Origin of the sequence: Blattabacterium cuenoti, from assembly GCF_014252375.1 — a bacterium.
In the GTDB taxonomy this organism is placed as follows: domain Bacteria; phylum Bacteroidota; class Bacteroidia; order Flavobacteriales; family Blattabacteriaceae; genus Blattabacterium; species Blattabacterium cuenoti_AH.
The window spans coordinates 384,746-397,941 of sequence record NZ_CP059221.1 but is presented as its reverse complement, the minus strand read 5'-3'; the positions used below and the strand labels follow the sequence as shown (position 1 = coordinate 397,941).

At 20.2% G+C, this 13,196-nt stretch carries 16 protein-coding genes; 8 read left to right on the top strand and 8 right to left on the bottom strand.

Annotation, left to right across the window (positions count from 1 at the left end):
• Positions 1-23 precede the first annotated feature (23 nt).
• The 6 genes from H0H34_RS02020 to pncB all read right to left on the bottom strand — a co-directional run bounded on the left by H0H34_RS02020 (position 24) and on the right by pncB (position 5,080).
• Complete coding sequence (locus H0H34_RS02020) at positions 24-302, bottom strand: co-chaperone GroES (RefSeq protein ID WP_185873167.1); 279 nt, start codon at positions 300-302, stop codon at positions 24-26.
• A 115-nt stretch (positions 303-417) separates the two neighbouring features.
• Positions 418-657, bottom strand: a complete 240-nt coding sequence (gene secG, locus H0H34_RS02015) for a preprotein translocase subunit SecG (RefSeq protein WP_317167288.1) — start codon at positions 655-657, stop codon at positions 418-420.
• A gap of 20 nt (positions 658-677) precedes the next feature.
• Positions 678-1,292 carry a hypothetical protein gene (locus tag H0H34_RS02010; RefSeq protein WP_185873166.1) on the bottom strand — a complete coding sequence of 205 codons (615 nt, stop codon included), beginning with the start codon at positions 1,290-1,292 and terminating at the stop codon, positions 678-680.
• Positions 1,282-2,565 (bottom strand): sigma 54-interacting transcriptional regulator, encoded by a 1,284-nt coding sequence (locus tag H0H34_RS02005; protein WP_185873165.1) that lies wholly within the window; start codon positions 2,563-2,565, stop codon positions 1,282-1,284. Before H0H34_RS02005 ends, H0H34_RS02010 begins: the two co-directional genes overlap by 11 nt.
• A gap of 10 nt (positions 2,566-2,575) precedes the next feature.
• The gene (miaB, locus tag H0H34_RS02000) at positions 2,576-3,883 is read right to left on the bottom strand and encodes a tRNA (N6-isopentenyl adenosine(37)-C2)-methylthiotransferase MiaB (RefSeq protein ID WP_185873164.1); all 1,308 of its coding nucleotides are present in this window, start codon (positions 3,881-3,883) and stop codon (positions 2,576-2,578) included.
• 24 nt (positions 3,884-3,907) lie between these two features.
• A complete protein-coding gene (gene pncB, locus H0H34_RS01995) occupies positions 3,908-5,080 on the bottom strand; it encodes a nicotinate phosphoribosyltransferase (RefSeq protein WP_185873163.1) in 1,173 nt (390 codons plus the stop codon).
• Positions 5,081-5,286: 206 nt separating this feature from the next.
• Between pncB and H0H34_RS01990 the strand changes: the two genes are divergently transcribed.
• From H0H34_RS01990 to H0H34_RS01970, 5 genes are all read left to right on the top strand, one after another.
• Entirely contained in the window at positions 5,287-5,568 is a 282-nt protein-coding gene (locus tag H0H34_RS01990) for an RNA recognition motif domain-containing protein (protein ID WP_185873162.1), read from the top strand.
• A gap of 90 nt (positions 5,569-5,658) precedes the next feature.
• Positions 5,659-6,552: a 4-hydroxy-tetrahydrodipicolinate synthase gene (gene dapA / locus H0H34_RS01985; protein WP_185873161.1), complete on the top strand. Its 894-nt coding sequence runs from the start codon at positions 5,659-5,661 to the stop codon at positions 6,550-6,552.
• Entirely contained in the window at positions 6,549-7,046 is a 498-nt protein-coding gene (locus tag H0H34_RS01980; RefSeq protein ID WP_185873160.1) for a ferritin, read from the top strand. Before dapA ends, H0H34_RS01980 begins: the two co-directional genes overlap by 4 nt.
• Positions 7,047-7,104: 58 nt before the next feature.
• The gene (locus H0H34_RS01975; RefSeq protein ID WP_185873159.1) at positions 7,105-7,782 is read left to right on the top strand and encodes an outer membrane protein assembly factor BamD; all 678 of its coding nucleotides are present in this window, start codon (positions 7,105-7,107) and stop codon (positions 7,780-7,782) included.
• The gene (locus tag H0H34_RS01970) at positions 7,779-8,105 is read left to right on the top strand and encodes a hypothetical protein (protein WP_185873158.1); all 327 of its coding nucleotides are present in this window, start codon (positions 7,779-7,781) and stop codon (positions 8,103-8,105) included. The genes H0H34_RS01975 and H0H34_RS01970 overlap by 4 nt, the downstream gene beginning before the upstream one ends.
• Before the next feature lie 2 nt (positions 8,106-8,107).
• Here the strand turns inward: H0H34_RS01970 and fsa are convergent, their stop codons facing one another.
• Positions 8,108-8,773 carry a fructose-6-phosphate aldolase gene (fsa, locus tag H0H34_RS01965; RefSeq protein WP_185873157.1) on the bottom strand — a complete coding sequence of 222 codons (666 nt, stop codon included), beginning with the start codon at positions 8,771-8,773 and terminating at the stop codon, positions 8,108-8,110.
• Between the two features lie 87 nt (positions 8,774-8,860).
• On the opposite strand from fsa, the gene H0H34_RS01960 reads away from it, so the two are divergent.
• The 3 genes from H0H34_RS01960 to obgE are packed head-to-tail and all read left to right on the top strand — an operon-like array spanning position 8,861 to position 11,909.
• A complete protein-coding gene (locus H0H34_RS01960) occupies positions 8,861-10,246 on the top strand; it encodes a dihydrolipoyl dehydrogenase family protein (RefSeq protein ID WP_238785440.1) in 1,386 nt (461 codons plus the stop codon).
• Between the two features lie 60 nt (positions 10,247-10,306).
• Complete coding sequence (locus H0H34_RS01955; protein ID WP_185873156.1) at positions 10,307-10,912, top strand: adenylate kinase family protein; 606 nt, start codon at positions 10,307-10,309, stop codon at positions 10,910-10,912.
• Positions 10,902-11,909, top strand: a complete 1,008-nt coding sequence (gene obgE / locus H0H34_RS01950) for a GTPase ObgE (RefSeq protein ID WP_185873155.1) — start codon at positions 10,902-10,904, stop codon at positions 11,907-11,909. Before H0H34_RS01955 ends, obgE begins: the two co-directional genes overlap by 11 nt.
• On the opposite strand, the gene clpX is transcribed toward obgE, so the two are convergent.
• Positions 11,881-13,116: an ATP-dependent Clp protease ATP-binding subunit ClpX gene (clpX, locus tag H0H34_RS01945; protein ID WP_185873154.1), complete on the bottom strand. Its 1,236-nt coding sequence runs from the start codon at positions 13,114-13,116 to the stop codon at positions 11,881-11,883. The two genes, obgE and clpX, sit on opposite strands and share 29 nt — an antisense overlap.
• Positions 13,117-13,196: the final 80 nt, after the last annotated feature.

Here is a 13,196-nt window from a genome sequence, read left to right as displayed (position 1 = left end):
TATAGTTAAATAAATAAAATATTTTATATAACAGCTATAACATCAGATTCTCTCATTATTAAGTATTCTTCTCCTTCCCATTTCAATTCTGTTCCAGAATATTTTCCATATAAAACTCTATCTCCTTCTTTTAAAGTCATTCTCTCATTTTTTTTTCCTGTTCCTACAGCAACTATTGTACCTTTTTGTGGTTTTTCTTTTGCTGTATCAGGAATAATTATTCCTGAAGATGTTTTTGTTTCAGCTGGATCAGGTTGCACAAGAACACGATCTGATAAAGGCTTAATCTTTACTTCCATCATATTTAATAATTTTTTTTATGATTAACATACAAACAAAATAGCCAAAAACATGCCAAATTATAAAATGTTATTTTTTTCCAATTAAATTTTAATAAAAGCGTCATTTTGTCATTTTTTAATTTTTTAATAAAAAATTTAATGTTATAACAAGTAAAAATATAACTATTGATAAAAACCATGTAATATTATCTAAAATAGTATTTGTTTTATTGACTCCAAAAAATTTTAGATTTTCCATAAATGATTGATTAACTATTTCTTTTTTTGGATTTTGTACTAAAATAATTAGTATAAGAAATATTGAAATTATAAATATAAAAAAATTTAATATATTAATTGAGTATATATATTTCATAAGAAAGAATGTATAAGTGTTTAATTTTTTTTATTTATATGAAATCCAGATAATAATCTATTATAAACTTTAGTTGTTAGCCTTTCTATTAGATTATTTATAATTTTATCTGATAATAAATCTTTATTTTTTTTATAAAATTTAGATATTAAAAATGTATCACTCCAATTTGTTATATTGTTTTTTGAATAGAAAATTTTAACTATTAAAATAACTTTATTTAGTTTATTTTTTTTTTTAATTATTTTATAATTTTTAAAATTACCATCCAATACAATATCTCCATTTTGGAAAACTAGATTTAAATATTGTTTTTTATTTCTAATATAATTTTCTATACTTTTTCTAAAATCATTAGATAATGATCTTTTATTAGGAAATACAACTTCTTCGGAAATATTTCCAATTTCTATTGTTATATTTTCTTTAAAATTTTTAAAAAATTTATTTAAATTTGGTGAACTCGATGAATTTGGTGAACTCGATGAATTTGGTGAACTCGATGAATTTGATGAACTCGATGAGTTTGATGAACTCGATGAATTTGATGAACTCGATGAATTTGATGATATAAGTTCATAATTTTGAAATCCATAAAAAATAATAAAAAATAGTAAAATTTTTTTACAATCCATATTGTTTTATTTTTCTATAAAGTGTTCTTTCAGATATACCTAATTCTTTTGCAGTTTTTCTTCTTTTTCCCTTATTTTTTTTTAAAGCTTTTTGAATAAATTCTATTTCTTTTTTTTCTAATGAAAAGGGATTAGAATTAGAAAAATTTTTTTCAGGTAAATCCTCTTCAATTTCTTCATAATCTAAATCATTTTTAGATTGATTTTCAAATTGAAAAATTGATTTATTCATAATTTCATGATTTTTTTTTAAAGATCCATTTTGGGTAATAAATGCATTTCCAAATATTCTATTAATAAGGTCTCTATTTTCTTTATTAAATCTAAAATCTGAATTATTTTTTATTAGTTGACAAACAATATTTTTTAAATCATTAAAATTTTTTTTCATATCAAACAATATTTTATAAATGAAATCTCTTTCCCTAGAATGAAAAAAATTTTTATTATTTAAATTAATATTTGGTTTTGATATTGATAATAAAGGTGTATTTTCTGGGATATATTCTTTTAATTTATCTATATTTATTTTTCTTTTTGTTTCTACTACAGAAATTTGTTCTACTAAATTTTTTAATTGCCTGATATTTCCAGGCCATGGATAGCATTCTAAATATTTTAATGATTTGTCATTTAGTACTACAGGTGGCATTTGATATTTTTCTGCAAAATCATTTGAAAATTTTTTAAATAAAAATTTAATATCATTTTTACGAAAACGTAAAGGGGGAACATTTATTTGTACTGTATTTAGTCTATAAAATAAATCTTCTCTAAATTTTCCTTTTTGTATAGATTCTACCATATTTAAATTAGTAGCCGCAACAATACGTATATTAGTTTTTTGTATTTTAGAAGATCCTACTTTTATAAATTCTCCAGACTCTAATATTCTTAATAAACGAACTTGTGTTGTTAATGGTAATTCACCTACCTCATCTAAAAATATAGTTCCTCCATTGGCAACTTCAAAATATCCTTTTCTCATATTTGTTGCACCAGTAAATGATCCTTTTTCATGACCAAATAATTCACTATCAATAGTACCTTCAGGTATTGCACCACAATTAACAGCAATGTAAGAATGATGTTTTCTACAAGAGAATTTATGAATTATTTTAGGTATAAATTCTTTTCCTACCCCACTTTCTCCAAGAACTAAAACTGAAATATCAGTAGGTGCAACTTGTATAGCTTTTTCTAAAGATCTATATAACTTATAATCATATCCAATAATTCCAAATTTATGTTTTATATTTTGAATAGATTCCATAATTAATTGATTATTTTATTAATTCTCCAATTAAAGTATGAGATGTAAATTTTTTTATATTAACTAATTTAATATCTCCTATTTTTGAATTTTTTTCTTTTGGAAAAATAACTACTATGTTTTGTGAATTTTTTCCGTACCAATAGTTATAATTTTTTTTTGACGTACCTTCTATTAATACTTCTTGAGTTTTTTCTAGAAATTCGTTCATTCTATATAATGAATGTTTATTTTGTAGATTTATAATTTCTTGTAATCTCTTTTTTTTTACATTTTTTGGAACATTATCTACTAAATTCTTATATGCATATGTTCCTGGTCTTGGGGAATAAGAAAACATATAACCATAGTTATATTTTATTTTATTCATTAAATCAATTGTATCTAAATGATCATTTTCTTTTTCATTACAAAATCCCGTCATAATATCATGAGATATTGAGCAATTTGGAATAAATTTTTTAATTTTTTTTATTAAAAAAAAATAATCTTCTCTAGAATATTTTCTATTCATTAATTTTAATATTTTATTACTTCCAGATTGAACAGGCAAATGAATATGTTTACATATATTATTATATTTATATATTGTTTTTAATACTTCTTCAGACATATCATGAGGATTAGATGTAGTAAAACGTATTCTTACATAAGGGATTTTTTCGGCAATTAATTCTAAAAGATTAGCAAAATTAAATGATAAATTATTATTTTTTTTCCAAAAATATGAATCTACATTTTGACCTAAAAGAGTTATTTCTTTGTATCCAAGGTCTTGTAATCTTTCGCATTCTTCAGCTATTAAAAATGGATTATTACTTATTTCTCTTCCTCTTGTAAATGGAACAATACAAAAAGTACACATATTATTACATCCTCTAGTTATACTTAAAAATGTAGTTATTTTTTTTTGTTGTTTGTATGGAATTACATCTTCATATGTTTCCTTTTTTCTAAAATTTTTTACAGTATTATTACTATTATAAATTTTACTTTCTATTTCTTTATAAGAATCAGGATTTATAAAAAAATCTATTTTTTTTTCATTTAATAATAATTCTTTAAAATTTTTTGAAAAACAACCTATTAATCCTATTAATGATCCATTATTTTTTTTTAAATATTTTATTTTTTCTATTTGATTCTTTAATTTTAATTCTGATTTTTCTCTAATAGAACAAGAATTTAATAAAATAATTTTTGCATTTTCTATATTTTTAGATAAAAAAAATCCTTTTTTTAATAAAATAGAAGTAATAATTTCACTATCAGATACATTCATTTGACATCCGTAATTCTTTATGTAAAAACTTTTCATTTTTATTTTTTAATTTTAATATTTCTATAAATGAAGTCTTTTCTTAGCAAAAAAAATCATTTTTTTATTTCCTGTAGATTTTTCTTTTGAATTTGATAATTTTACTACTGATATCCATTTTTTTTTTATAAATATTTCAGTCATTTTTATTACAATATTCATGGGGTGTACCCCAACGTCATTAGTGAAGTTAGTTCCTATTCCAAACAATGGAGTAATTTTTCCTTTACAAAAAGAAGAAATACATTTAACTTTAAATGGATCCATGTTATCAGAAAATATAATTTTTTTTTTATTGGGATTTATTTTAAATTTTTTATAATGTTTTATTGTTTCATTAATAAATGAAATAGGATTACCACTATCATGTCTAACTCCTTCATATATATTTGATAATTTTTTATTAAAATTTTTAAAAAAAATTTTAGAAGTATATGTATCAGATAATGCTATTCCTAATTTATTATTATAAATATTTATCCAATTCTCCATAGCTATTCTGTCTGCTGAATTAAATCCATATTTTGCTGCATGAAACATTACCCATTCATGTCCAATAGTTCCTATTGGTTTCATAGAAAATGTTTTAGATAAATGTACATTACTACTTCCAGCAAATAATGATTTTCCTTCTTTCATTAAAATTTTCATTATCAGTTTATGAACATGATATGAATATCTTCTTCTTGTTCCAAACTCTCCTACTTTTACTTTTAGTTCTTTATATTTTTTTATTTTTTTTTTTGTTGATATTGTTATAATTTTATCTGATAAACGTTTAGTTCCGGTTAATTTATAATATAATTCGGATATTGTTGACATTAATGGAACTTCCCATAAAATAATTTTACTCCATAATCCTTCTATTATTATTTTTATAAATTTTCCCTTTTGTTCAATTTTTACCTCTTTTGGATTATATTGATATTTATCTAAAAAATCTATATATGAATTATCTAAGCAAGGACAAGATTTTTTCAAAAAAATTTTTTCTTTATATGAAAGTTTTAAATTAATCATGTTATTTATTTTTTTTTCTAAAACATTAGAAAAATTTTTTGGAAAAAAATGTTTTCCTCTATTAATAAATTCATATTTAGCCTTTACTAAAGGAAATAGTTTAATAACAGCATTTTGCATAGCAAACTTATAAAAATCATTATCTAATAATGATGAGATAAAAAAAGAATTATCCATGAAAATCATTATTTTTATATATAAAATATACAATATCTAAAAAAATAATAAATTTTATCTTTTTTTATATAGAGTTTATATATTTTTAAGTATTTTATATATATTATCTAAAGTTTATAAAGTTTCTTAAAATATTATAAAAAACTTACAAATTAATTAATAGAATCTTTATAAATTTTTTTTTGTATAAAAATAATTTACACAATATGGACAATAACAATAACACTAAATTATACGTAGGAAATTTATCATATGATATGACAGAACAAGAGTTAAAAAAATATTTTGAATCTATAGGTACTGTTAATCATGCTAAAATTATTTTTGATGAAACTACATCAAGTAAAAGAAGCAAAGGTTTTGGATTTATAGAAATGTCTGATGAAGACAGTGCTAAACGTGCTATAGAAAAATTGAATGGAACTGAATTTATGGGAAGAAATATAATTGTATCTGCAGCTAGACCAAGAACAAAAAGAGATTATTAATTGTATGTTTTTATGATTTAATTTTTAAAATAATGCGCCTACATCTGTTTTTATTTAATATTTTATAGTTGTTAGTTTAATAATTATATTATGAAAAAAAAATTATGTGGAACAGGTGTAGCGTTAATTACACCATTTAAAAAAAATGGAGATGTTGATTTTAATGGATTAGAAAATATTATAAAATATGTATTAAATAGTAATATTAATTATTTAGTTGCATTAGGGACAACATCGGAATCTTCTACTTTATATAAAGAAGAAAAACGTGATATTATTGAATGTATTCAATATTTTAATTTAAAAAAACTACCATTAGTTTTAGGAATTGGAGGAAATGATACAGTTAATGTTATTGATCAAATCAATTACATGAAAAATTTATTTAAATTTTATTGTATTCTTTCTGTTTCTCCTTATTATAATATGCCATCTCAAAATGGAATATATAATCATTTTAAATCAATAATAGACAATACAAATATTAAAATAATAATATATAACGTGCCTAAAAGAACTGGATCAAATATTAATACTAAAACAGTGATAAAATTATCTAATGATTTTAAAGATAATATAATAGGAATTAAGGAAGCTTCTGGAAATTTATTACAATCTTATAATATTATAAAACAGAAGTCAGACAATTTTAGTTTAATATCTGGAGATGATTTTATAAATATTCCAATAATATTAGGTGGTGGTGAAAGTATTATATCAGTAATAGCACAAGGATTTCCTAAACAAGTTTCTAATATGATAGATTTAGCAAAAAAAAATGATGTAAAAAAATCTTTTTCTATTTTTTACAAAATCTTAGATATCATATATTTAATATATAAAGAAGGAAATCCTACTGGTATAAAAACATTATTAAATATAATGAATATGTGCGAACCATATGTAAGATTACCTTTATCAATTGGAACATATTCATTAAGAAATGAAATGAAAAATTGTTTAAATAATATTAATAATTTATGATTAAAGAAAAAATTAAAATTGCTTTAATAAAACAATCTAATATAGAGTTAGAATCATCACAATTATATTTAAATATGGCATCTTGGTCAGAATCAAATGGATTTGAAGGTGTATCTGATTTTTTATATAATCATTCTGATGAAGAAAGAATTCATATGTTAAAATTAGTAAAATATCTTAATGGAAGAGGTGGTTACGTAAGAATTAACAATTCTAATGAGTTTTACGATAAAAATGAAAAATATGAATCATTAGAAATAATTTTTGAAAAATTATTTAAACATGAAAAATTTATTTCTTCAGAAATAAATTCATTATTAGAACTTTCTTTAAAAGAAAAAGATCATTTTACATATAATTTTTTACAATGGTTTGCAGAAGAACAAATTGAAGAAGAATATTTAATAAAAAAATTTTTAAATAAAATAAAATTAATAAAGGATAATAAATTGGGTATATATTTATTTGATAAAAATATTAAACATAGTAAATAATAAAATTTTGAACGCAAAATTTTTTTTGTTGGTAAGTACAATTTTAATTCCAATACAAGTGGAAAATAATTTATATTATTACAAAGATATAATAGAAGAAAATTATAAAAATATTATTTATAATTATCCTTGTTTAAAAAAAAATATAAATTTAAAAAAAACTTGTTTTAAACAAATAATTCATTTTTTCTATGATAAATTAAAAAAAATATTTTTAGGAAATATTGATAGTACTTATACTATTAGTATGTCTAGTCTATCATCAAAAAAAAATAAAGAAAAAGATATTGAAAATAAAGTTAATCCATTATTTTATAATGGAAAGTATTATTATTTATATTCTATAGAAAGTGATTTTGATCCTAGATCAGTTAATATTTCTGTTAAAAATTTAGTTAAATTTATAGAAAAAAATCCTAATGACAATAATATTAATGAAGCATATACGCTTTTAGATAATCTAGATTCTATGTTAGAGAAAAAAAATTATGATGTATCTAATTCATTTTTTACTATGAGACAATATAGAGTTGCTATTTTTTATTTTGAAGATTTTTTAAAAAATTATCCATATAGTAATTATATAGAGGATGTTTTATATAAGATATGTATGTGTAATTATAATTTAAATCAAAAAAAATATTTTTATAGCTATTATAATAAATATATAAAACAATTTCCTAAATCAAATAATGTAATTAATCTTAAAAAAATATTACATAATATAAAAAAATGAAAGAATTAGATATAGAATATATAATAAATAATGTTCCATCTAATACTGTAACAGTTGATAGATCATTATTGGAAAATATATCAGGAAAAAATATATATCATACTATATGTATATTAAATAATGTATGTAAAAAAATAAACGAAAAAATAAAATATGATTTAGATAAAAGATTAGAAGAATTTAATATAACAAATAAAAATAACAATCTAGAAGAAATTTTTGAAAATAGAGAACAAATAGAGTTATCTAAATTTTATGAAGGATTACCTAAATCTACATCTATATCTATTCAATGTTTAATAGATAAAAAAATAAAATTATAATATTATTTTATTTTTTTTTTATAATCTTCTAAAAATTTATTTAATCCAATATTAGTCATTGGATGGTTAAATAATGAATATATTGTATTAATAGGTGTTGTAATTGCATGAATTCCAATTTTTGCACATTCTATTATATGTATTGGATTTCTTATAGATGCAGCTAATATTTTTGTTTTAAAATTAAAATTAAAAAAAACTTTTTTTATTTCTTCTATTAATTTTAATCCATTATATGATATATCGTCTAGTCTACCTAAAAAAGGAGAAATATAATAAGCTCCAGATTTAGCTGCTAAAAGCGCTTGACCTACAGAAAATATAAGAGTACAATTAGTTTTAATTTTTTTTTTTGAAAAAAATTGAATAGATTTTATTCCATCTATTGTCATAGGAACTTTTATAACTATTTTATTTGGATCTAAAATAGATAATTTTTTTGCTTCATTAATAATATTATGATAATCAGTGCTAATAACTTCAACACTTAAATATTTTCCTTCATCTAATAGTTTGCATATAGATATATAATGTTTTTTAACGTCATTTTCGTTATAAATATTTTCTTTAGAAATTAATGAAGGATTAGTAGTTATTCCATCAAGCATTCCAATAGATTTTATTTTTTTTATTTCTTCTAAATTAGCCGTATCTAAAAAAAATTTCATAATTATTTCATTATTATTTTATAAAGTTATAATTATTTTATTTTTAAAAAAAAATTAATAATTTTCTAATTTAGAATTTTATATTTTATGAGTAGAACATCTATGAATTTTGATATTATAATTTTAGGTAGTGGATCCGCTGGATATTCAGCATCTATACGTTCATCTCAATTAGGAATGAGAACTGCTTTGATAGAGAAAGAATTTATTGGAGGATTTTATTTTAATTACGAATGTTTATTAAAATATTTTTTGAATAAAATAAAGATTTTTCAATTATTTAAAGATAATAAATATTTATTAGGAATTGATTATAAAAAAATTAATATTGATTTTTATAAAATTTTTTTAGAGGGTAATAAAATTTCTAATAAAATAAAAGAAAATATTTTTTTTTCCATAAAAAAAAATAAAATAAATGTTATATATGGAAATGCAAAACTTAAAAAAGGAAAAAAAATAGAAATTTTTCAAAAAAATAATTCTATATTAGAATGTACTGCTTCAAATATTATTATCTCTACTGGATCTAAGTCTAGTAAATTATATGATGAAAAAAATTTTATAAATTATAAAGAAGCAATTAAATTAAATAAAAAACCTAAAGAAATAGTTATAATTGGAAGTGATCATAATGCCATAGAATTTGCCTCTTATTATTATTATATGGGAACAAAAATTTCTATTATAGATAATAATAATTTTTTTACAGATGGAGATAATGATGTATCATGTTATTTAAAACATTATTTAAAAAATATAGGAATAAAAATTTATGAATATTCTTTTATAGAAAAATTTGAAAAAAAAAACGGTAAAATAATTTTAAAAATTAAAAATAATAATAAAAAATTTTCTATTGAAACAGATATGGTACTTTTATTAGACACAGTACCTAATACTGATTCTATTGGATTAGAAGAATTAGGAATTCAAGTTGAAAATAAATTTATCGTAGTAAATGAAAATTATCGAACTAATATACCTGGATATTATGCTATTGGAAGCGTAATAAATACACCATCTTTAGCTTCTATAGCCTCAAAAGAAGGAATTTCTTGTGTAGAAAATATAAAAGGAATAGATTCTCAAAAAATTGATTATAATAATATACCAAAATGTATATTTTCTATTCCAGAAATAGCGTATATAGGTTTTACTGAAGAAGAATCTAAAAAAAGAAAATATCATACAAAAATATCTAAAATACCATTTAGTTTACTAAATAGTTCAATGATTAATGAAAGTAAAGATGGATTTATAAAAATGATTTTTGATTCTAAATATGACGAATTATTAGGATGTCATATAATAGGAAAAAATGTTATAAATTTAATAACAGAGATTATGATTGCTAGAAAATTAGAAGCTACAGCCTATGAAATATTAAATGGAATTTATCCTTATCCATCATTAAGTGAATCCATTTTAGAATCAGTATCATTTGCATACAAAAAATCTATTTATTTATAAATTTAGAATAATTTTTTTAATAAATTAAATTGTTAAAATTAGTAACATAATTTATCTTGTATGATACATATTATATTGCTTGGACCACCTGGATGTGGTAAAGGTACTCAAGCTAGAATTATAAAAAAAAAATTTGGATATATTCATTTATCAACTGGATTAATATTTAGAAATCATATAAAAAATAATACTAAAATAGGAAAGATTGTAAATAAATATATAAATAATGGAAAATTAGTTCCTGATATACTTACCACAAGTATAGTAGATAATGAAATAAAAAAATTTTTTAAAGCTAAAGGAATTATTTACGATGGTTATCCTAGAACAAAAAATCAAATATTTTCTTTAGAAAATATTTTAAATAAATTTTCAATTGGAAAATTGAATATAATTTTCTTTTTTTTAATTAAAGAAAATATAATAATTAATAGATTATTAAATAGAAGCAAAATAAGTGGAAGATATGATGATATAAATACAACAGTTATAAAAGAAAGAATAAAAGAATATAATGAAAATACATCTTTGATTTGGAAAGATAAAAAATGGGAAAAAATAATTATTAAATTAGAAGGAAACTATTCTATAAATGAAATATCTTTATTTATAGAAAAAAATATAAAAAATATTTTATGCAAAAAAAATTTTTTTTATGAAAAATAATTTTGTGGATTCTATAAAAATTTTTTGTAAAAGTGGAGATGGTGGATCAGGTATGATATGTTTTCGTAAAGGAAAATATATATTTAAAAGTTATCCTGATGGAGGATCTGGTGGAAATGGAGGTAATATTTTTATTCAAGGAAATTCTAATATTTGTACATTTATTCATTTGAGATATAAAAAACATTGGATCGCTAATCCAGGAAAATCTGGTGGAAAAAATAATAGAACAGGATCAAATGGTAAAAATATCTTAATAGAAGTCCCATTAGGAACTATAGTTAGAGATTGTAACGGAAATTTAATAATGGAAGTTAATAAAAATATGGAAAAAAAAATGTTACTATCAGGAGGTATAGGTGGAAAAGGAAATGCATCTTTTGGAAATAAAAAAAATAAAATACTTAATTTTAATTCAAAAAATGGGGTAAAAACAAAAGGTAAATGGATTAATTTAGAATTAAAAGTATTAGCAGATGTAGGAATAATAGGATTTCCTAATGTAGGAAAGTCTACTCTTCTTGCTACTATAACAAAAGCAAAAACAAAAGTAGGTAATTATCCATTTACAAATAAGATTCCTTATGTAGGAATTTTAAATTTTAATTTTAAATCTATAGTAATAGCTGATATACCTGGTATTATAGAAAATGCATCTCATGGAAAAGGTTTAGGTCATAATTTTTTAAGACATATAGAACGTAATTATATATTATTATTTTTAATTTTTTCAGAAGAAAAAAATGAAAAAAAACAATATTTAATACTATTAAATGAATTAAAAAAATTCAATCCTGAATTATTAAAGAAAAAAAGATTATTAGTTGCTTCTAAATCAGATATAATAAAAGATTGTGATAAAAAAAGGATATTAAATGAGTTTTTAAACATTAAAGAAAATATAACTTTTATATCTTATAAAAATAAAAATGAAATAAATAATTTATTAAAAAAAATTTTTAATATTCTTATAAATAAGAAGACAATTTTTTCATAACAATTTTTTTATTAATATCTAATTTGTTTTCTATTTCTTCAATACTAAACATGTAATCTAAAAATATTATTTCACAAAACATTCTTAATCCTCTTGCCCCTAATTTTGATTTAAAAGTTTTATCTGCAATAATATCTAATGCTTCATCTGTTATATTTAAATTTATTTTATCTAAATTAAATAATTTTTCATATTGTTTAATTATAGAATTTTTAGGATTTATTAATATTTTTTTTAATATATTTTTATCTAACGGATCTAAACGTGTTATTATTGGAAATCTACCAATTAATTCAGGTATTAATCCAAATTTTTTCAAATCTGATGGAATAACGTTTTTTAAAATATTATTTTTTTTTACTATTTTTTTAAATCCTATAGAAAAAGAATTTTTTCTTTCTTTAATAATTTTATTAATTCCATTAAAAGTACCACCAGCAATGAATAATATATTTTCTGTATTTATTGGAATCATTTTTTGATCTGGATGTTTTCTTCCTCCCTGGGGTGGAACATTAACAACAGTTCCTTCTAATATTTTTAATAATGCTTGTTGAACTCCTTCTCCAGACACATCTCTAGTTATAGAAGGATTATTACTTTTTTTTGAAATTTTATCTATTTCATCTATAAACACTATTCCTTTTTCTGCAGTATTAATATTATAATTTGAAGATTGCAATAATCTAGTTAAAATAGATTCAACATCTTCTCCAACGTATCCAGCTTCAGTTAAAGAGGTAGCATCAGCTATTGTAAAAGGTACATTCAATAATTTTGCTATACTTTTTGCTAATAAAGTTTTTCCTGTTCCTGTATTTCCAATTAATAATATATTTGATTTTTCTATTTCTATATAATTTGAATTTTCTATTTCGTAATTAAAATTATTTTTTATTCTTTTATAATGATTATAAATAGAAACAGATATTATTTTTTTTGTTTCATTCTGTCCTATAATGTATTGATCTAAAAATTTTTTAATTTTTTTTGGATTTATTAATGATAATTCATTTTCTTTTTCATTAAATTTTTTATTAATTTTTTTTATTTTACCTATATTTTCATTATTATTATTATGATTATGTATTATTGAATAACTCTTTTCTATACAATAATCACATATATGAGCTTTTATCCCTGATATCAATATTGATATATCTTCTTTTTTTCTTCCACAAAATGTACATTTTAATGAATTATCCATATTTTATAATATAAATAAAATAGGGCAAGCTATTCTACATCACATCGCTACAACCTTATTTACTCTTGCTATGTTCCCAT

Excerpts from the sequence above, each read along its gene's own strand:
- H0H34_RS02020 (WP_185873167.1), bottom strand. The coding sequence starts at position 302 with ATGATGGAAGTAAAGATTAAGCCTTTATCAGATCGTGTTCTTGTGCAA.
- secG (WP_317167288.1), bottom strand. The coding sequence starts at position 657 with ATGAAATATATATACTCAATTAATATATTAAATTTTTTTATATTTATA.
- H0H34_RS02010 (WP_185873166.1), bottom strand. The coding sequence starts at position 1,292 with ATGGATTGTAAAAAAATTTTACTATTTTTTATTATTTTTTATGGATTT.
- H0H34_RS02005 (WP_185873165.1), bottom strand. The coding sequence starts at position 2,565 with ATGGAATCTATTCAAAATATAAAACATAAATTTGGAATTATTGGATAT.
- miaB (WP_185873164.1), bottom strand. The coding sequence starts at position 3,883 with ATGAAAAGTTTTTACATAAAGAATTACGGATGTCAAATGAATGTATCT.
- pncB (WP_185873163.1), bottom strand. The coding sequence starts at position 5,080 with ATGGATAATTCTTTTTTTATCTCATCATTATTAGATAATGATTTTTAT.
- H0H34_RS01990 (WP_185873162.1), top strand. The coding sequence starts at position 5,287 with ATGGACAATAACAATAACACTAAATTATACGTAGGAAATTTATCATAT.
- dapA (WP_185873161.1), top strand. The coding sequence starts at position 5,659 with ATGAAAAAAAAATTATGTGGAACAGGTGTAGCGTTAATTACACCATTT.
- H0H34_RS01980 (WP_185873160.1), top strand. The coding sequence starts at position 6,549 with ATGATTAAAGAAAAAATTAAAATTGCTTTAATAAAACAATCTAATATA.
- H0H34_RS01970 (WP_185873158.1), top strand. The coding sequence starts at position 7,779 with ATGAAAGAATTAGATATAGAATATATAATAAATAATGTTCCATCTAAT.
- fsa (WP_185873157.1), bottom strand. The coding sequence starts at position 8,773 with ATGAAATTTTTTTTAGATACGGCTAATTTAGAAGAAATAAAAAAAATA.
- H0H34_RS01960 (WP_238785440.1), top strand. The coding sequence starts at position 8,861 with ATGAGTAGAACATCTATGAATTTTGATATTATAATTTTAGGTAGTGGA.
- H0H34_RS01955 (WP_185873156.1), top strand. The coding sequence starts at position 10,307 with ATGATACATATTATATTGCTTGGACCACCTGGATGTGGTAAAGGTACT.
- obgE (WP_185873155.1), top strand. The coding sequence starts at position 10,902 with ATGAAAAATAATTTTGTGGATTCTATAAAAATTTTTTGTAAAAGTGGA.
- clpX (WP_185873154.1), bottom strand. The coding sequence starts at position 13,116 with ATGGATAATTCATTAAAATGTACATTTTGTGGAAGAAAAAAAGAAGAT.